This is a genomic window from Phytopseudomonas flavescens (genome assembly GCF_900100535.1).
Lineage (GTDB): Bacteria > Pseudomonadota > Gammaproteobacteria > Pseudomonadales > Pseudomonadaceae > Aquipseudomonas > Aquipseudomonas flavescens.
The window spans coordinates 131,651-149,833 of sequence record NZ_FNDG01000003.1 but is presented as its reverse complement, the minus strand read 5'-3'; the positions used below and the strand labels follow the sequence as shown (position 1 = coordinate 149,833).

Below are 18,183 nucleotides of genomic sequence, written 5' to 3'. Positions count from 1 at the left end.
TTGCGCGAGCACCGGAAACGCAAAAGGGAGGCCGAGCCTCCCTTTTCAATGCGGCTACCTTCTTAGAACAGAACGCGGCTGCGGATGGTGCCGTTGACGTGCTGCAGCTTCTCCAGCGCCAGATCCGAGTATTCGGCGTCGACGTCGATGACCACGTAACCGACTTTCTCGTTGGTCTGCAGATACTGACCGGAGATGTTGATGCCGTTGTCGGCGAACACCTTGTTGATCTCGCTCATCACGCCAGGAACGTTGGCGTGGATGTGCAGCAGGCGGTGTTTGCCCGCGTGTGCCGGCAGGGCCACTTCCGGGAAGTTGACCGAGGACACCGAGGTGCCGTTGTCGCTGTACTTGACCAGCTTCTCGGCCACTTCCAGGCCGATGTTGGCTTGGGCCTCGGCGGTGGAGCCGCCGATGTGCGGCGTCAGGATCACGCGATCCAGGCCCCGTAGCGGGCTCTCGAACACGTCGTCATTGGACTTCGGCTCGACCGGGAACACGTCGATGGCCGCACCGATCAGGTGCTCGTCCTTGATCGCGGCAGCCAGGTGATCGAGCTCGACCACGGTGCCGCGGGCGGCGTTGATCAGGATGCCGCCTTTCTTGATGGCGCGGATTTCCTTCTCGCCGATCATCCACTGGGTGGATGCCAGCTCGGGCACGTGCAGGGAAACGATGTCGCACTGCCCGAGCAGGTCGTGCAGCTTGCCGATCTGCTGGGCGTTGCCCAGCGGCAGCTTGGTCACCACATCGTAGAAGAAGACCTGCATGCCCAGGGCTTCGGCGAGTACCGAGAGCTGCGTGCCGATGGAGCCGTAGCCGACGATGCCCAGCTTCTTGCCGCGGATTTCGAACGAGTTGGCCGCCGACTTGATCCAGCCGCCGCGGTGGCACGAGGCGTTCTTTTCCGGGATCCCGCGCAGCAGCAGGATGGCCTGGGCCAGCACCAGCTCGGCCACCGAGCGGGTATTGGAGTAGGGCGCATTGAACACGGCGATACCGCGTTCGCGGGCGGCGTCCAGGTCGACCTGGTTGGTGCCGATGCAGAAGCAGCCGACGGCGACCAGCTTCTTCGCGCAGTCGAAGACCTCTTCGGTCAATTGGGTGCGTGAGCGGATGCCGATGAAGTGCGCGTCGGCGATCCTGGCTTTCAATTCCTCCCCGGACAGCGCGGTCTTGAGGTACTCGATGTTGGTGTAGCCGGACGCCTTCAGGGTATCCACCGCATTCTGGTGGACGCCTTCGAGAAGAAGGAACTTGATCTTGCCCTTGTCGAGAGAGGTCGTGCTCATCGGAGTACCTGTTGTCCCACTTTGATTGAGTGTCAGGAGAAGTAACGATGCCGGCGCCGATGGCCCGGCAGATCGCGGCGAAGCATGATTTGCGGGGGCATATGCTAGCATGGGATCCCTTTTCCTTGCTCGGTTGCGACCTGAACGGTTCTCAGGGCGACCATGAACGTTTCGAGAGTTGAAATGACCGATCATCTGCCGATTGAAGAACTCAAGACCCTGGTCGAGCCTGGCAAGGTGCTGACCGACGCTGCGTCGCTGGACACCTATGGCAAGGACTGGACCAAGCACTACGCGCCGGCTCCCTCCGCCATCGTTTTCCCCAAGACCACCGAACAGGTGCAGGCCATCGTGCGCTGGGCCAATGCCCACAGGATCGCCCTGGTGCCTTCCGGCGGTCGCACCGGCCTGTCGGCAGCGGCCGTCGCCGCCAACGGCGAGGTGGTGGTGTCGTTCGACTACATGAACCAGATCCTCGACTTCAATCTGTCCAACCGCACCGTGGTCTGCCAGCCGGGCGTGGTCACCGCCGCCCTGCAGCAGTTCGCCGAGGACCAGGGCCTTTATTACCCGGTGGATTTCGCCTCCGCCGGCTCCAGCCAGATCGGTGGCAACATCGGCACCAACGCCGGTGGCATCAAGGTGATCCGCTACGGCCTGACCCGCAATTGGGTGGCGGGCCTGAAAGTGGTCACCGGTACCGGCGAGCTGCTCGAGCTGAACAAGGACCTGATCAAGAACGCCACCGGCTATGACCTGCGCCAGTTGTTCATCGGTGCCGAAGGCACCCTGGGCTTCGTGGTCGAGGCCACCATGCGTCTGGATCGTGCGCCACGCAACCTCACCGCCATGGTGCTCGGCACGCCGGATTTCGATTCGATCATGCCGGTGCTGCACGCCTTCCACGGCAAGCTCGACCTCACCGCCTTCGAATTCTTCTCCGACAAGTGCCTGGACAAGATCCTCGAGCGCGGTGACGTTCCCGCGCCGTTCGAGAGCCGCACGCCGTTCTACGCGCTGCTGGAGTTCGAGGCGGTCAACGAAGATGTGGCCAATGCTGCGCTGGCCACCTTCGAGCACTGCGTGGAGCAGGGCTGGGTGCTCGATGGCGTGATGAGCCAGAGCGAGCAACAGTTGCAGAACCTGTGGAAACTGCGCGAGTACATCTCCGAGACCATCAGCCACTGGACGCCGTACAAGAACGACATCTCGGTGACGGTCTCCCAGGTACCGGCGTTCCTGGCCGACATCGACACCATCGTTGCCGGCAGCTACCCGGATTTCGAGGTGCTCTGGTACGGCCACATCGGCGACGGCAACCTGCACCTGAACATCCTCAAACCCGAAGCGCTGAGCAAGGAAGAGTTCTTCGCCAAGTGCGCGACCGTCAACAAGTGGGTGTTCGAGACCGTCGAGAAGTACAACGGCTCGATCTCCGCCGAGCACGGCGTGGGCATGACCAAGCGCGATTACCTGCAATACAGCCGCTCGGCCGCCGAGATCGGTTACATGAAGGCGATCAAGGCGGTCTTCGACCCTAACGGCATCATGAACCCCGGCAAGATCTTCAATTGAAAGTGACGAGCTTCAAGCCACGGGCTGCGAGCGAACGCCTGTCCTGCTTCATTCTTGCGGCTCGCTGCGCCAGGCTTGCCGCTTCCGGAGAAACTCTATGAGCTACCAGCACCAGTACATCGATGGCACCCGCATTCACTTCCCACTGGGCAAGGTGGTGTGCGTGGGCCGCAATTACGCCGAGCATGCCAAGGAACTCAACAACCCGCTGCCGTCCGAGCCGATGCTGTTCATCAAGCCCGGGAGCTGCGTGGTACCGCTCGAAGGTGGCTTCAGCATTCCGGAAGACCGAGGCTCGGTGCACTATGAAGTGGAAATCGCCGTGCTGATCGGCAAGCCGTTGTCGCGCAAGCCGAGTGAAGAAGAAGTGCTCGACGCCATCTCCGGTTTCGCTCCTGCTCTGGACCTGACCCTGCGCGACGTGCAGAACAAGCTCAAGGACAAGGGCCATCCTTGGGAGCCGGCCAAGGCATTCGACGGTGCCTGTGTACTGGCGCCCTTCGTGCCGGGTGACGCGGTCGAAGACCTGGCTGCCATCGGCATCCGCCTGACCATCAACGGCGAAGTGCGTCAGGACGGCACCAGCGGCGACATGATCTTCGCCATCGTGCCGGTGATCCAGGCAATGGCCGGCCACTTCAACCTGCAGCCCGGCGACGTGATCCTCACCGGAACCCCCGCAGGCGTCGGCCCGTTGCACAAGGGCGATGAACTGGTGCTGGACCTGGTCGGCCATTCCAGCTTCGCCAGCCGGGTCATCTGATATGGCGACCGTTGCAAGGCGCTAGCGGCCATTCAGCGATCCACTGTGGGAGCGGGCCACGCCCGCGATTCGCGCGCATGGCGCGCTCCCACAAGGTCGAACGCTGATTGTCCGTTCTCGCCTGGCAACCACCCTGAATCCACGCTTATTCCAATTAAGCTTGGCTTAAGCCGGCTTTAAGCCTGGCTTCAGCTGGGCGACTTAACCTGACCCCGTCATCTACAGATAGAGGGTCATCCCCATGAAAGCTCCCGCACTCGCACTGCTGCTCGTTCCACTGTTTTCTTCCGCTGCCATGGCTGCGGGCTATACCGGCCCAGGCCAGGTCGCTCAGGTCACTACCGTCGAGCAGGCACTGAAAGCTGGCGACGACACGCCGGTGGTGCTGCAGGGCCAGATCGTCAAGCGCCTGCAGGACGAACTCTATGAGTTCAAGGACGCCACCGGCACCATTCACGTCGAAATCGACGACAAGGACTGGCCGCCACAAGCCGTCTCCGAGAAGGCTACCGTCAAGCTGACCGGTGAAGTCGACAAGGATCTGACCAGCCGCGAGATCGACGTCGATATCGTCGAACTGGTGAAATAAGGCGCGCGCTGCTAGCGTCGCACCACTGCACTGAATGGCCGCCTCTCGGAACACCGGGGGGCGGCGTTGTCGTTTTTGCCGATGGATATGTGAGCCGCGATGCCCCGTCTGATTTCGATCAAAGGATTGTTCCTGCTGTTGGTGATTGTCCTGCTGCTTGCGCTGGTGGTGGCGAGCCAGCAATTCCGCCTGTTCGAGCGGGCCTGGTTCAATGTCAGCCAGCCGGCCGAGGCGCCTTCCCACTCGCGGTGGTTGAGCGACTACAAGGTGGCGATCGAGGCGCTGCGCATCGAAGGCCTGGAGGACGACGTGTCGGCGCTGACCTACGATCCGGATCGCAAGAGCCTGTTCACGGTGACCAACCGGCATCCGAAACTGATCGAGCTGTCCCTTGGCGGCAAGGTCCTGCGGCAGATCGAACTGGTCGGTTTCGGCGACCCCGAGGCTGTCGAGTACGTGGCGCCCGGGCGGTTCGTGATCGCCGATGAGCGCGCGCAGCGCCTGGTCAAGGTGCGTATCGACGACGACACCAGATCGATCGATGCCGCGGGGGCTCAGCAGATGGCGCTGGGCCTGGAGATGGGGACCAAGAACAAGGGCTTCGAGGGGCTGGCCTATGACCTGGCCGGCAAGCGCCTGTTCGTGGCGAAGGAGCGTGACCCCATGCGCATCTACGAGGTGCATGGCTTCCCCAACCTCGACCCGGACACGACCAGTCCGGTGCAAATCCGCGATGATCGCCAGCGCGATGCGGGCATCTTCGTGCGTGACCTGTCCAGCCTGCATTACGACAGCCTTACCGGCCATTTGCTGGCGCTTTCGGATGAGTCGCGACTGGTGGTCGAGCTGGGTGAAGACGGCAAACCGATCAGCAGCCTGTCGCTGCTGCAGGGCCAGCAGGGGCTCAAGAAATCGGTGCCGCAGGCCGAAGGCATCACCATGGATGACCAGGGCGTGCTCTACCTGACCAGCGAGCCCAATCTGTTCTATGTCTTCAAGCGCGGCGATGCCGACTGAGCCCTGCCGGAGCTTCGCCGCGCTGGTGAAGTGAGGCGAGGGCTGCTAGCTTCGCCCGGCACGAATGGTCGCCTTCGAGCGTTTTCCGAGCGGCCGCCTGGTTTTCCCGCCAATGGACAAGTGAAACCTATGCGTCGTCTGTTCTCCCTCAAGGCCTTGCTGGTGCTGTTCATGTTGGTCGTCTGCGTGCTGCTGGTGCTCTGGGGGCAGGAGTTCCGAGTGTTCGAGCGGGCCTGGTTCAACGTCCGGCAGCCCGACCAGGCGCCGGCCAATACGCTGTGGCTCGATGGTTACCAGGTAACCCGTGAAGCACAGGTGATCGAAGGCCTGGACGACGACGTATCGGCATTGACCTACGATCCGCTGCGCAAGAGCCTGTTCACCGTCACCAACCAGAACGCCCGGCTGATCGAGCTTTCGCTGGAAGGCAAGGTGCTGCGCGAGATTCAACTGGTCGGTTTCGGTGATCCGGAGGCCGTGGAGTATGTCGCGCCGGGAGTCTTCGTGATCGCCGACGAGCGCCCTCAGCGGCTGGTCGAGGTACGCATCGACGACACCACCACCCGTGTCGACGCTGCCAGTGGCCAGCAGCTTTCCCTGGGCCTGGAGATGGAGGCCAAGAACAAGGGCTTCGAAGGCCTGGCCTACGACCTGGTCGGCAAGCGCCTGTTCGTCGCCAAGGAGCGCGACCCGCTGCGTATCTACGAGGTGCACGGCTTTCCTCATCTCGACCCGAGCACGCCATCGGCGATCCGTGTCATCGATGACCGCGAGCGCGACGAGGGGCTTTTCGTGCGTGACCTGTCCAGCCTGCAGTACGACGCGCGCACCGGGCATCTGCTGGGCCTGTCCGATGATTCGCGCTTGCTGGTGGAGCTCGATACCAAGGGTGAAGCGGTCAGCAGCCTGTCGCTGATCGGCGGTCAGCAGGGGCTGAAGGCGTCCGTTCCCCAGGCCGAAGGCATCGCCATGGACGAGCAGGGCGTGATCTACCTGATCAGCGAACCCAACCTGTTCTACACCTTCAGCAAAAAAAAGGCCGAGTGACTGCTCACCCGGCCTTTTCGGTATTGCCCGCGTTACTCAGCGCTGCAGCGACTTCACGCCTTCGGCGGTGCCGAGCAGCAGCAGGTCTGCCGGGCGCGCGGCGAACAGGCCGTTGGTGACCACGCCGACGATGGCGTTGATGTTCGCTTCCAGTTCCACCGGATCGGTGATGCTCATGTTGTGCACATCGAGGATCACATTGCCGTTGTCGGTCAGCACGCCTTCACGGTACACCGGGTCGCCGCCCAGCTTGACCAGTTCACGGGCGACAAAGCTGCGGGCCATGGGAATCACCTCCACCGGCAGCGGGAAGGCGCCGAGCACCGGCACCAGCTTGCTGCCGTCGGCGATGCAGATGAAGGTACGGGCCACGGCGGCGACGATCTTCTCGCGAGTCAGGGCCGCGCCGCCGCCCTTGATCAGGTTCAGGCGCTCGTCACTCTCGTCGGCGCCATCGACGTAGAACTCCAGATCGCTGACGCTGTTCAGTTCATACACCGGGATGCCGTGGCCCTTGAGGCGCGCGGCAGTGGCTTCGGAGCTGGCCACGGCGCCGTCGAAGTTCAGCTTATGCCTGGCCAGGGCATCGATGAAACAGTTGGCCGTGGAGCCGGTACCGACGCCGATGACGCTCTTGGCGTCGAGCTTGGGAAGGATGAAGTCGACGGCGGCCTGGGCCACGGCTTGTTTGAGCTGATCCTGGGTCATTGGGGGTCCACGAGAGAGAGAAACGAGGCGCTGATTATAGCCGGCAAAACCCCGGAATTCGTATGGTCGTCCGGCAGACTGCGTTAGACTCCGGGCTTTCCCATGAAGCCGCCTGCGATGCCCGCCATGCTCGAACAGTACGTCAAGAAGACCCTGACCTCCCGTGTCTATGACGTTGCCGTGGAAACCCCGCTGCAACCCGCTCGCCAACTTTCCGAACGCCTGGGCAACCATATTCTGCTCAAGCGCGAGGATCTGCAGCCGGTCTACTCGTTCAAGATTCGTGGCGCCTACAACAAGCTGGCGCAACTCACCCCGCAAGAACTGGCTCGCGGCGTGGTTACCGCCTCGGCGGGCAACCACGCCCAGGGTCTGGCGCTGGCCGCCAAGCACATGGGCGTGAAGGCGACCATCGTCATGCCGCGCACCACGCCCGAACTCAAGGTGCAGGGGGTGCGCTCCCGGGGTGGCAAGGTGGTGCTGCACGGCGACGCCTTTCCCGAAGCCCTGGCACATTCGCTGAAACTGGTGGAGGAAAAGGGCCTGGTGTACGTGCACCCCTACGACGATCCCCATGTGATCGCTGGCCAGGGCACCGTGGCGATGGAGATCCTCCGCCAGCATCAGGGCCCGCTGCACGCGATCTTCGTGCCGGTCGGTGGCGGCGGTCTGATCGCCGGCATCGCCGCCTACGTCAAATACCTGCGCCCGGAGACCCGCGTGATCGGCGTCGAGCCGGACGACTCCAACTGCCTGCAGCAGGCCCTGGCCGCCGGCGAGCGCGTGGTGCTGCCGCAGGTCGGGCTGTTCGCCGACGGTGTGGCAGTGGCGCAGATCGGCCAGCACACCTTCGATATCTGCAAGTTGTGCGTCGATGAAGTGATCACCGTCAGCACCGACGAGATCTGTGCGGCGATCAAGGACATCTACGACGACACCCGCTCGATCACCGAGCCCGCCGGCGCGCTGGCCGTGGCCGGGATCAAGAAGTACGTCGAGCGTGAAAACGTCAGCGGCCAGGTGCTGGTGGGCATCGATTCCGGCGCCAACGTCAACTTCGACCGCCTGCGCCATGTGGCCGAACGTGCCGAACTGGGTGAAAAACGCGAAGCGATCATCGCCGTGACGATTCCCGAAAAGCCGGGCAGCTTCAAGGCCTTCTGCGAGGCGATCGGCAAGCGGCAGATCACCGAATTCAACTACCGCTACCATCAGGACGGTGAGGCGCACATCTTCGTCGGCGTGCAGACCCACCCGGAGCACGACCCCCGTGCGGCGCTGGTCGAGAACCTGCGTGGCCAGGGCTTCCCGGTGCTCGACCTGACCGACAACGAGCTGGCCAAGCTGCATATCCGCCACACCGTCGGCGGGCATGCCGCAGCGGTGCCGGACGAGTGCGTATTGCGTTTCGAATTCCCGGAGCGGCCGGGTGCGCTGTTCAACTTCCTCAACAAGCTGGGTGGGCGCTGGAACATCACGCTGTTCCACTACCGCAATCATGGCGCCGCCGACGGTCGTGTGCTGGCTGCCCTGCAGGTGCCGGAAGACGAGCGCCATCTGCTCGCGCCCGCGCTGGATGCGATCGGTTACCCATACTGGGACGAAAGCGACAATCCGGCCTATAAGCTGTTTCTTGGCTAGTTGATGGGCGCAGACGATTTTCCCGGGTATCGCGCTGCTCCACCCAGGGCCCCTATTAAAAAGAGTGAAGGAAACCGTGATGGAACATTACCTGCTGCTGCGCATCCTCCACAGTGTGCCAGGCATCCTCCTGCTGCTCGGCGTGCTGGCCCATGCCTTCATGCTCTGGAAGGCGTGGCGCAACGGCGACAGTGCCGTACTGCAACGCAAGCTGCAGCGCACCCGTACCATCAGCCTGCCGGTGTTCGCCCTGCTGGCGTTGAGCCTGCCGGTGACCGGCTGGTGGATGGTCAACCTGGCCGGTTGGCCGCTGAGCCAGACCTGGCTGCTGCTGGGTAGCATTCTCTTCGCGGTGCTGATGATCGTCGGCCTGCTGCTGCTCGGTCGTCTCGGTGCCTGGCAGGCTCAGGCAGGCGGCACGGTGCCGGCCAGGTCGCTGCGTTTCGTGATGGCCTATGCCGCGCTGATCGTGGTGCTGCTGGTGGTGATCATGGCGGTGATGGGCGCCAAGCCCGCCTAACGTCTGCCCTGTCGCTGTGCCACCAGCGGTTGCAGCAGAGCGGCCAGCTGTGGCTCGCTCAGGGTCGCGCGCAGGGCTTTGTAGAGGGCCCGGGTTTCCAGCAGGTTCCAGACCCGCAGCATGGTTTCCAGGGCGTCCAGCGGCTTGCTGATGAAGTCCCGTGCGCCCAGTGCCAGGGCGCGCAGGCGCGTGGCGCGGGTCACGTCGGCGGTGAGTACCAGCACGGGCACGTAATCGTTCTGCGGGATGCGCCGGTTGAGCTGCTCCATCAGGGCGAAGCCATCGAAATCCGGCATGTGCAGATCGAGGATCACCAAGTCCGGCTCGAAGCTGTTGTACAGCTCCAGCGCCCGGGTCGGCTGGGTGCTGCTGAGCACGTTGCGCAGGCCTTCGCGGGCCAGCAACTGCTCCATCAGATCCAGGTTGGGACGCTGATCATCGATGATCAGGATGCGGTAGTCGTCGCTCATGCGGGCTCCGGCAGGTGCTGGTCGAGAAAGGCCAGAAAGGTCGGTACGTGGATGGGTTTGGTGAGGATCGCCGTTGCTCCCGCCTGCTGCATGGCACGCCGCGAAGCAGTGCTGGCGTCGGCGGTGATCATCAGTACGGCGATGCCCGTCGTGGCCGGGTCGGCGCGCAGCCGTTTCAGTACATCGATGCCGGTCATGTCCGGCAGGTTGATGTCCAGCAGGATCACCCGGGGCAGATGCTGGCGCGCCAGATCCAGCCCCAGCTGACCCTGCATGCTCGACAGCAGTTGTACGCCAGGGCGGCGCTGCAGCAGGGTTTCGATCAGCGCCTGGCTGGACAGATTGTCCTCGATGCACAGTACGCGGGTCAGGTTGCCGCTTTTCTGCGTACCGGCGGGGGCCGGGGAGGGTGGGTGGTGCCAGGGGACATCGGTGCTTGCCAGGGTTTCGACCTGCGCCGTTGGCAGCGTCAGCACGAAGCGACTGCCGGTGCCCACCACGCTGATCACCTCCAGTGTGCCGTCCATTGCCTGCAGCAGATTGCGACTCAGGGCCAGGCCCAGGCCGGTGCCTTCGCTGTGTTGATCGGCGCCCAGGCGTTCGAAGGGCCGGAACAGTCGCTCCAGATCGTCCGCTGCGATGCCTGCTCCGCTGTCGTTGACGGCCAGGGCCAGGCGCTCGCCCTGCAATTGGATATCCAGATGCACTTCGCCATCCGGGCGGTTGTACTTCACGGCGTTGGACAGCAGGTTGAGCAGCACCTGGATCAGCCGCTGCCGGTCGGCCATCACGCCTGCCGGCGAAGTGCTCGGCGGCAATGGCCGCAGGCGGATGCCGGCCTCGTCGGCCAGTGGTGAGATCAGCGTCATCGCCTCCTGCACCACGTCATGCAGGTCGATGGCTTCCGGGCTCATGGGCAGCCGGCCGGCTTCGATGCGGGCAATGTCGAGCACTTCGTTGATCAGTGTGAGCAGGTGCTGGCCCGCCCGCAGGATGTGGGTGACCTGTGGCCTGGGCGATTCCAGATCGAGCAGTTGAGCGAAGCCCAGAATGGCGTTGAGCGGCGTGCGCAGCTCATGGCTCATGCGCGAGAGAAATTCGCTCTTCGCCTGGCTGGCGTTCTCGGCTTCCTCGCGGGCGTCGCGCAGGGCGATATCGGCGGCGCGACGGTCGGTGATGTCGCGGGTGACCTTGGAAAAACCGCGCAGGGTGCCGCTGGCGTCGTGCTGGGCGGTGATCACCACGCTGGCCCAGAAGCGCGAGCCGTCACGCCGCTGACGCCAGGCCTCTTCCTCGTAGCGGCCTTTTTCGGCGGCCACCTGCAGTGCCCGCAGCGGGTGGTGCGGGCGCTGCTCGTTCGGGTAGAACAGCGAAAAGTGGCGGCCGATGATTTCCGTTTCGCTGTAGCCCTTGATCCGTTCGGCACCCGCGTTCCAGGTGGTGACGTGGCCCTGCGGGTCGAGGGCGAAGATGCCGTAGTCGCGCACGCCTTCGATGATCAGGCGCAGGCGCTCCTCGTTATCACGCAGGGCGCGCTCGCGCTGGGCCAGCAACTGGCTGGCCTCTTCGAGGCTGGCGCCGAGGCGGCCGATCTCGTCGCGCTCGTGGTGACGGGTTTTCAACGGCTTGCCGAGGGCCAGGTGGCGGGCGCTGCGCTGTACGCGCTGAACGCGGGTGACGATGCCGCTGGACAGCAACAGCACCGCGATGATCGCACCGAACAGGCCGCAGCCAGCCGCCAGCAGCGTGGCCAGGAGCATGCGCTGGCGATTGTCCGCGGCATTCGCCGTGCGGTCGGCGAGCAAGGCATCCTCCCGCACGCGCATCGCCTCGATCTCCTGGCGAAGGGTGTCGAGCATGCGTTTGTTCTCGATCAGGATGGCGTTGATCTGCTCACTGTCCTGGCGCATGTCGACGTTGCGCAGTACATCCAGCCCCTGCAGCTTGGTACTGATCAGCGGCTTGATGCGATCCAGGCGCTGACGCACCTCGCTATCGCGGATAGTCGCGTCGAGGCGTGCCAGGGCGGCTTCGATGCGCGGTTCGGTCTGCAGGTAGGTGGGCAGAAAGTTCTCGCGACGGGTCAACAGGTAGCCGCGCACGCTGGCGGCGCCCTCGGCCAGCAGGGTCTGTACGGCCTGGATATCGCCCTGCACCTGCAGCACCCGGCGCACGTCCTCCTCGGCCTCGGCGGTCTGCCGCTCGGTGATGTAGATCAGCACCAGCGACAGCAGCAGGATCACCAGCGGCAGGGAGATGCCGACCAGCGCCTTGCCGCGCAGGGGCAGGTCAGCCCAGGAACGATCGATGCGGCGCATCATGGCGATGAACCGAACCAGTCCACCGCCGGCTGCGCCACCAGGCCCAGGGCGATGCCGCGTACGGCCGCCTGGGTGCGGTCGGCCACGCCAAGCTTGGCGATCACCCGCTCGACGTGGGTCTTCACGGTGCCGGCGGCAATCCCCAGTTTCTCGCCGATCTGGCGATTGCTGAAGCCACCGGCGACCAGGCCGAGTACCTGTCGCTCGCGGCTGGTCAGGGCATCGGAGGGCGGCGCGCCGGCGTTGCTGCGGTCGGCGATACGCCGCAGCAGGCGCGCACTGACCGCGCTGTTGAGCGCTTCCTCGCCCGCGGCGACGCGGCGCAGGCTGGCGATCACCTCGTCGCGCGTGGCGTCCTTGAGCAGGTAGCCCACGGCGCCAGCGGCAATGGCAGCCTCAAGGTGCTCGGGGCTGTCGTACATGGTGAACATCACCACTTTCAGGCGCGGCAGGCGCTGCTGCAACAGGCGCGCGGCGCCCAGCCCGTTGAGCCCGGGCATGCGGATGTCGAGGATGGCGATGTCCGGCTGCAGGCGCTCGCACAGTTGCAGCGCGGCATCGCCGTCGGCCGCCTGAGCGACCACCTCGAATTCGTCGCAGCTCGCCAGCATGGCGACGAAGCCCGCACGGGTCACTTCATGGTCATCGGCCAGCACCAGACGCAAGGGCCTGGTCATTGCGTGCTCCCCCCGGCGCTGGGCACCTGAGCCAGCAACCGGGTACCGCCTCCCGGCTCGCTAGTGCAATGCAGATGGCCGCCGAGCAGGCTGGCCCGTTCGTGCATGGCGGCCAGGCCGAGGCCGCCGCTGCCTGCTAGCGACCTGTCAGGTGTCGTGTCGAAGCCGCGGCCATCGTCCTCGACCCGCAGCTCGGCGCTTTGCTCCCCGCTGCTCAGGCCGATGCGCACGCTGCAGGGGCCGGCATGCTTGAGGATGTTGTTGATGCCCTCCTGGGCGATGCGAAACAGGGTGATTTCCACGTTGGCCGGCAGTCGCGCGTCGCTGCGTTGCAGCCATTGCACCCGGTAACCGGCTTCGCGCAGGCGATCGGCCTCCTTGTCGAGCGCCTGCAGCAGGCCGAAGTCATCGAGCAGTTGCGGGCGTAGCCCCGCGATGGCCTGGCGGCCTTCGCGTACACAGCGCTGGGCCAGGTCGAGGATGGTGCTCAGTTCCTGCTGCTGGGCGTTGGCTAGCGTCGGACATTGGCTGGCGAAACCCTGCAGGCGCTGATGCAGGCCGGCGAGGGTCTGGGCGAGGCCGTCGTGCAGGTCATAGGCGACGCGCCTGCGCTCATCCTCCTGAGCGCTGAGCAGGCGATGCACCAGCTCCGACATGGTGCGCTCGCGAGCCTGCAGGTCGCCGTGCAGGCGCTGGTTCTCCAGGTGCGCGGCAAGCAGGGTGGCGAGCAGTTGCAGGGACTCGAGGTCTTCGTCATCCGGCGGGTTGATCTTCACTGCGCTGGCCAACAGGACGCTGCCGAACGGGCGGCCCTGAGCGGTCGACAAGGGCAGCCGGATGACCAGTTGCAGCCCGCTCTTCTCGATGGCCAGGCATTGCGCCAGTGGTGAGTCGTTTTCGGCCAGGACCAGCAGGGCCACGCGTTGTTCGCTGGAGTGGACACCATGGCTGGCGAGCACCTGGTTTTCAGCATTCAGCTCCCGCACCACCAGGCCGCTGTCCATGGCGCAGAAGGCACAGGCGCGTTGCAGCACCCGCTCGGCCATTTCACCAGGCGCCAGTGCGCCGAGCTCGCGCCCGGTATCGACCAGCAGGCTGAGACGCGCCGCGCGGCTTTCCCACTGCCGGTACTGGCTGCGTAGGGCCAGGGCACTGCCATTGTCATTGTGCATGGGTGTTTCTCCAGCGGGGCAGCGCCGATCGGTGGCGCGATCATCCCATTAAATCGACTTCAGGCGGTGGTCGCCCATCCGCCATTCGGCATAGGCCGTCGTCGCCAACCGGCCGATGGCGCCGTGGCTCGGGCGTAGCAAAGTGCAGGCATCAACCAACGAGACAGGAAAGACCATGAACGTGCATGCAATCGCCGCCGCTCTGTTGCTTACCGCCAGCTCCTCGCTGTTCGCTGCCGTCGAGCACAAGCCGTACCACTACAGCAGCGTCGCCCAGACGCCTGCCGATGCCGCTGACCGTGAAGTGGCTGCTCTTTTCGACCGCTGGAACAATGCGCTGCAGACCGGCGATGCGTCCAAGGTGGTCGCTCTGTACAGCAAGGATGCCGTGTTGCAGCCGACCGTTTCCAACCACGTGCGGGCAACGTCTGCGGAAATCACCGACTACTTCGACCACTTCCTGGCGCTCAAGCCGGTCGGCCAGATCAACTACCGGGAAATCCGCCGCCTGGGCCCGACCACTGCCCTGGACAGCGGCGTGTACACCTTCCGTCTGACCGATGCCAAAGGCAAGACGCAGGATGTGCAGGCGCGTTATACCTTCCTCTACACCCGGGTCGACGGTCAGTGGAAGATCCTCAACCACCACTCTTCGGCGATGCCGGAAAAGGTGCCGAGCGCAGTGGCCAAGCAGCTGTAAATGGCTACCGCTTCATGAAAAACCGGCGCCCTGAGCGCCGGTTCCTGCTTGCCTGCCAATCACCTTCTAGCGCAGCGACAGCACCGGCCAGCCACGCTTCTGCGCTTCGGCCAGCAGGTTAGGATCCGGGTCGACGGCCACCGGGCGACTGACCTGTTCCAGCAAGGGCAGGTCGTTCATCGAGTCGCTGTAGAAGCTGGCGCCATCCAGGTTCAGGTCGTTTTCCTGCAGCCAGCGATCGAGGCGGGTGACCTTGCCTTCCCGGAAGCAGGGCACGTCGGTGGTACGCCCGGTATAGCGGCCGTCGACCATCTCGCATTCGGTCGCCAGCAGCGTATCGACGCCCAGACGGGCAGCGATCGGCGCGGTGACGAAGCGGTTGGTGGCGGTGATGATCACCAGTTTGTCGCCAGCCGCCCGGTGCTGGTCGAGCAGCGCCAGGCCCTTGGGCAGGATGATCGGCTCGATGCACTCGGCCATGAACTGCTGGTGCCAGGCCTGCAGCTGGGCCATGTCGGTACGGCCGAAGATATCCAGGGTGAAATTCAGGTAGTCGGTGATGTTCAGGCGCCCTGCCAGGTAATCCTGGTAGAAGGCATCGTTGCGGGCCTTGTAGGTCGCGCCGTCGAGAATGCCGCGCGCGCACAGCCAGTCGCCCCAGGCATGGTCGCTGTCGCCGCCGAGCAGGGTGTTGTCGAGATCGAATAAAGCCAAACGCACAGCAGCACCTCTTCGTACCGAGCCAGGGAGGTGGCCACAATAGCGGCTTTACCCGGTGGGGGAAAAGCTGATCGGGCCTCGTGGCGGGGCGCTTGTCCGGTCCCGCGCGGGCGCGTTGCCGCTGTCCCGGGCTTTGTGGAACAATGCCGGAACATGCGTTTACGAGGTTGTGCGCCGTGATCGATCCTGATGGCTTTCGCCCCAACGTCGGCATCATTCTCACCAATGATGTCGGCCAGGTACTCTGGGCGCGTCGAATTAACCAGGATGCCTGGCAGTTCCCGCAAGGTGGCATCAACGATCGCGAATCGCCGGAAGAGGCGTTGTACCGTGAATTGAACGAAGAAGTGGGGCTCGAACAGCAGGATGTGAAAATTCTCGCCTGCACCCGGGGCTGGTTGAGGTATCGTCTGCCGCAGCGTCTGGTGCGTACTCACAGCCAACCACTGTGCATCGGCCAGAAGCAGAAGTGGTTCCTGTTGCGCCTGACCGCCGATGAGCAGCGGGTGCGCATGGATCTGACCGGCAAGCCGGAGTTCGATGGCTGGCGCTGGGTCAGTTACTGGTACCCATTGGGGCAGGTGGTTACATTCAAGCGCGAAGTGTACCGTCGCGCGCTCAAGGAACTCGCACCGCGCCTGCTGGCTCGGGACTAGGCAGGGTCAGGCATGCTCAACACGCTGCGCAAGATCGTCCAGGAAGTCAACGCCGCCAAGGATCTCAAAGCGGCGCTGGGCATCATCGTGCAGCGCGTCAAGGAAACCATGGGCACTCAGGTGTGCTCGGTCTACCTGCTCGACCCGGAGAGCAACCGCTTCGTGCTGATGGCCACCGATGGCCTCAACAAGCGCTCCATCGGCAAGGTCAGCATGGCGCCCAGCGAAGGTCTGGTTGGCCTGGTGGGCACCCGCGAAGAGCCGCTGAACCTCGAGAACGCCTCCGAACATCCCCGCTATCGCTACTTCGCCGAAACCGGTGAGAAGCGCTATGCCTCCTTCCTCGGCTCGCCGATCATCCACCACCGCCGGGTGATGGGCGTGCTGGTGGTGCAGCAGAAGGAGCGGCGCCAGTTCGACGAGGGCGAGGAAGCCTTCCTGGTGACCATGAGCGCGCAGCTGGCCGGGGTTATCGCCCATGCCGAGGCCACCGGCTCGATCCGCGGGCTGGGCAAACAGGGCAAGGGCATTCAGGAAGCCAAGTTCGTCGGTGTACCGGGCTCGCCCGGCGCCGCTGTCGGTACCGCCGTGGTGGTATTGCCCCCGGCCGACCTGGACGTGGTGCCCGACCGGGTGGTCAGCGATATCGAGGCCGAGCTGAAGCTGTTCAACGATGCGCTGGAGGGCGTGCGGGGCGACATGCGCGCCCTCTCGGAGCGCATGGCCACGCAGTTACGGCCGGAAGAGCGTGCGCTGTTCGACGTCTACCTGATGATGCTCGAAGACGCCGCGCTCGGTAACGAAGTGGTGCAGGTCATCAAGACCGGCCAGTGGGCCCAGGGCGCGCTGCGTCATGTGATCAGCGAGCACATCAATCGCTTCGAGCTGATGGACGACGACTACCTGCGTGAGCGTGCATCGGACGTGCGGGACCTGGGCCGCCGCCTGCTTGCCTACCTGCAACAGGCGCGGCAGCAGGCCCTGGTCTACCCGGACAACTGCATCCTGGTCGCCGAGGAGCTGTCGCCCGCCATGCTTGGCGAAGTGCCGGAGGGCAAGCTGGTCGGCCTGGTGTCGGTGCAGGGCTCGGGCAACTCCCATGTGGCGATCTTCGCCCGGGCCATGGGTATCCCGACGGTGATGGGCGCGGTCGAGCTGCCGTATTCGAAGATCGACGGCATTCAGCTGATCGTCGACGGCTACCATGGCGAGGTCTTCACCAACCCCAGCGAAATCCTGCGCAAGCAGTATGCCGATGTGGTCGAGGAAGATCGCCAGCTGGCCAAGGGCCTCGACGCCCTGCGTGCGTTGCCCTGCGAGACCCTGGACGGCCATCACATGCCGCTGTGGGTCAATACGGGGCTGCTCGCCGACGTGGTGCGCGCTCAGGAGCGTGGTGCCGAGGGCGTCGGCCTGTACCGCACCGAAGTGCCGTTCATGATCAAGGATCGCTTTCCCAGCGAGAAGGAACAGCTGGCGATCTACCGCGAGCAACTGGCCGCCTTCCATCCGCTGCCCGTGACCATGCGCACCCTGGACGTCGGCGGTGACAAGGCACTGAGCTATTTCCCGATCAAGGAAGACAACCCCTTCCTCGGCTGGCGCGGTATCCGCGTGACCCTCGACCACCCGGAAATCTTCCTGGTGCAGGTGCGCGCCATGCTCAAGGCCAGCGAGGGCCTGGACAACCTGCGCATCCTGCTGCCGATGATTTCCGGCATCCAGGAACTGGAAGAATCGCTGCACCTGATTCACCGCGCCTGGGGTGAGGTGCGTGACGAAGGCACCGATGTGCCGCTGCCACCGATCGGCGTGATGATCGAGATTCCCGCTGCTGTCTACCAGACCCGCGACCTGGCCCGCCAGGTGGATTTCCTGTCGGTCGGCTCCAATGACCTGACCCAATACCTGCTGGCGGTGGACCGCAACAACCCGCGTGTCGCCGATCTCTACGACTTCCTGCACCCGGCGGTGCTGCAGGCGTTGACCAAGGTGGTCGAAGACTCCCATGCCGAAGGCAAGCCGGTGAGCATCTGCGGCGAAATGGCCGGTGACCCGACCGCTGCCGTATTGCTGATGGCCATGGGCTTCGACAGCCTGTCGATGAACGCTACCAACCTGCCCAAGGTGAAATGGCTGCTGCGCCAGATCAGCATGGCCAAGGCCAGGGATCTGCTCGGTCAGGTGATGCGCATCGACAACCCGCAGGTTATCCACAGCACCCTGCAACTGGCCCTGCGCAACCTCGGCCTGGGCCGGATGATCAACCCGGCGTCGGATATTCAGGCGTAGATATAGCGAGTGGCAGCCCCGTG

Annotated in this window: 17 protein-coding genes; 10 read left to right on the top strand and 7 right to left on the bottom strand. The window is 64.4% G+C overall.

All coding sequences use genetic code 11. The annotated features are described in order from the left end of the window. Positions 1-62: 62 nt before the first annotated feature. A complete protein-coding gene (gene serA, locus BLR94_RS04840; protein ID WP_084303641.1) occupies positions 63-1,292 on the bottom strand; it encodes a phosphoglycerate dehydrogenase in 1,230 nt (409 codons plus the stop codon). A gap of 183 nt (positions 1,293-1,475) precedes the next feature. Here serA and BLR94_RS04835 point away from each other — a divergent pair, with 183 nt between their 5' ends. The 5 genes from BLR94_RS04835 (at position 1,476) to BLR94_RS04815 (ending at position 6,283) form a co-directional block, all read left to right on the top strand. Next, complete coding sequence (locus BLR94_RS04835; protein ID WP_208601334.1) at positions 1,476-2,867, top strand: FAD-binding oxidoreductase; 1,392 nt, start codon at positions 1,476-1,478, stop codon at positions 2,865-2,867. 97 nt (positions 2,868-2,964) lie between these two features. Then, positions 2,965-3,630, top strand: coding sequence for a fumarylacetoacetate hydrolase family protein (locus BLR94_RS04830; protein WP_084303639.1), 666 nt, complete (start codon positions 2,965-2,967; stop codon positions 3,628-3,630). Between the two features lie 241 nt (positions 3,631-3,871). Beyond that, positions 3,872-4,219 carry a NirD/YgiW/YdeI family stress tolerance protein gene (locus BLR94_RS04825; RefSeq protein ID WP_084303638.1) on the top strand — a complete coding sequence of 116 codons (348 nt, stop codon included), beginning with the start codon at positions 3,872-3,874 and terminating at the stop codon, positions 4,217-4,219. 99 nt (positions 4,220-4,318) lie between these two features. Beyond that, on the top strand, positions 4,319-5,236 hold the full coding sequence (locus tag BLR94_RS04820; protein WP_084303637.1) for an SdiA-regulated domain-containing protein: 918 nt from the start codon (positions 4,319-4,321) through the stop codon (positions 5,234-5,236). Between the two features lie 129 nt (positions 5,237-5,365). Beyond that, the gene (locus BLR94_RS04815) at positions 5,366-6,283 is read left to right on the top strand and encodes an SdiA-regulated domain-containing protein (protein WP_084303636.1); all 918 of its coding nucleotides are present in this window, start codon (positions 5,366-5,368) and stop codon (positions 6,281-6,283) included. A 36-nt stretch (positions 6,284-6,319) separates the two neighbouring features. Here the strand turns inward: BLR94_RS04815 and rpiA are convergent, their stop codons facing one another. Next, entirely contained in the window at positions 6,320-6,991 is a 672-nt protein-coding gene (gene rpiA / locus BLR94_RS04810) for a ribose-5-phosphate isomerase RpiA (RefSeq protein ID WP_084303635.1), read from the bottom strand. A 126-nt stretch (positions 6,992-7,117) separates the two neighbouring features. Between rpiA and ilvA the strand changes: the two genes are divergently transcribed. Together ilvA and BLR94_RS04800 are read left to right on the top strand one after the other, a co-directional pair. Continuing rightward, the gene (gene ilvA, locus BLR94_RS04805; protein WP_084303861.1) at positions 7,118-8,632 is read left to right on the top strand and encodes a threonine ammonia-lyase, biosynthetic; all 1,515 of its coding nucleotides are present in this window, start codon (positions 7,118-7,120) and stop codon (positions 8,630-8,632) included. Positions 8,633-8,711: 79 nt separating this feature from the next. Next, positions 8,712-9,152: a DUF2269 family protein gene (locus tag BLR94_RS04800; RefSeq protein WP_084303634.1), complete on the top strand. Its 441-nt coding sequence runs from the start codon at positions 8,712-8,714 to the stop codon at positions 9,150-9,152. Here the strand turns inward: BLR94_RS04800 and BLR94_RS04795 are convergent. The 4 genes from BLR94_RS04795 to BLR94_RS04780 are packed head-to-tail and all read right to left on the bottom strand — an operon-like array spanning position 9,149 to position 13,792. After that, on the bottom strand, positions 9,149-9,622 hold the full coding sequence (locus BLR94_RS04795; protein ID WP_084303633.1) for a response regulator: 474 nt from the start codon (positions 9,620-9,622) through the stop codon (positions 9,149-9,151). The two genes, BLR94_RS04800 and BLR94_RS04795, sit on opposite strands and share 4 nt — an antisense overlap. Beyond that, positions 9,619-11,943 (bottom strand): ATP-binding protein, encoded by a 2,325-nt coding sequence (locus tag BLR94_RS04790; RefSeq protein WP_084303632.1) that lies wholly within the window; start codon positions 11,941-11,943, stop codon positions 9,619-9,621. The genes BLR94_RS04795 and BLR94_RS04790 overlap by 4 nt, the downstream gene beginning before the upstream one ends. After that, positions 11,940-12,620: a response regulator gene (locus BLR94_RS04785; RefSeq protein ID WP_084303631.1), complete on the bottom strand. Its 681-nt coding sequence runs from the start codon at positions 12,618-12,620 to the stop codon at positions 11,940-11,942. Before BLR94_RS04785 ends, BLR94_RS04790 begins: the two co-directional genes overlap by 4 nt. Beyond that, positions 12,617-13,792, bottom strand: coding sequence for a sensor histidine kinase (locus BLR94_RS04780; protein WP_084303630.1), 1,176 nt, complete (start codon positions 13,790-13,792; stop codon positions 12,617-12,619). Before BLR94_RS04780 ends, BLR94_RS04785 begins: the two co-directional genes overlap by 4 nt. Before the next feature lie 175 nt (positions 13,793-13,967). Between BLR94_RS04780 and BLR94_RS04775 the strand changes: the two genes are divergently transcribed. Next, complete coding sequence (locus BLR94_RS04775) at positions 13,968-14,492, top strand: SgcJ/EcaC family oxidoreductase (RefSeq protein ID WP_084303629.1); 525 nt, start codon at positions 13,968-13,970, stop codon at positions 14,490-14,492. Between the two features lie 66 nt (positions 14,493-14,558). Here the strand turns inward: BLR94_RS04775 and BLR94_RS04770 are convergent, their stop codons facing one another. Continuing rightward, positions 14,559-15,212, bottom strand: a complete 654-nt coding sequence (locus BLR94_RS04770; protein WP_084303628.1) for a histidinol-phosphatase — start codon at positions 15,210-15,212, stop codon at positions 14,559-14,561. Positions 15,213-15,388: 176 nt separating this feature from the next. Between BLR94_RS04770 and BLR94_RS04765 the strand changes: the two genes are divergently transcribed. Then, positions 15,389-15,868, top strand: a complete 480-nt coding sequence (locus BLR94_RS04765; protein WP_042553561.1) for an RNA pyrophosphohydrolase — start codon at positions 15,389-15,391, stop codon at positions 15,866-15,868. A gap of 12 nt (positions 15,869-15,880) precedes the next feature. Then, on the top strand, positions 15,881-18,160 hold the full coding sequence (ptsP, locus tag BLR94_RS04760) for a phosphoenolpyruvate--protein phosphotransferase (protein WP_084303627.1): 2,280 nt from the start codon (positions 15,881-15,883) through the stop codon (positions 18,158-18,160). Positions 18,161-18,183: the final 23 nt, after the last annotated feature.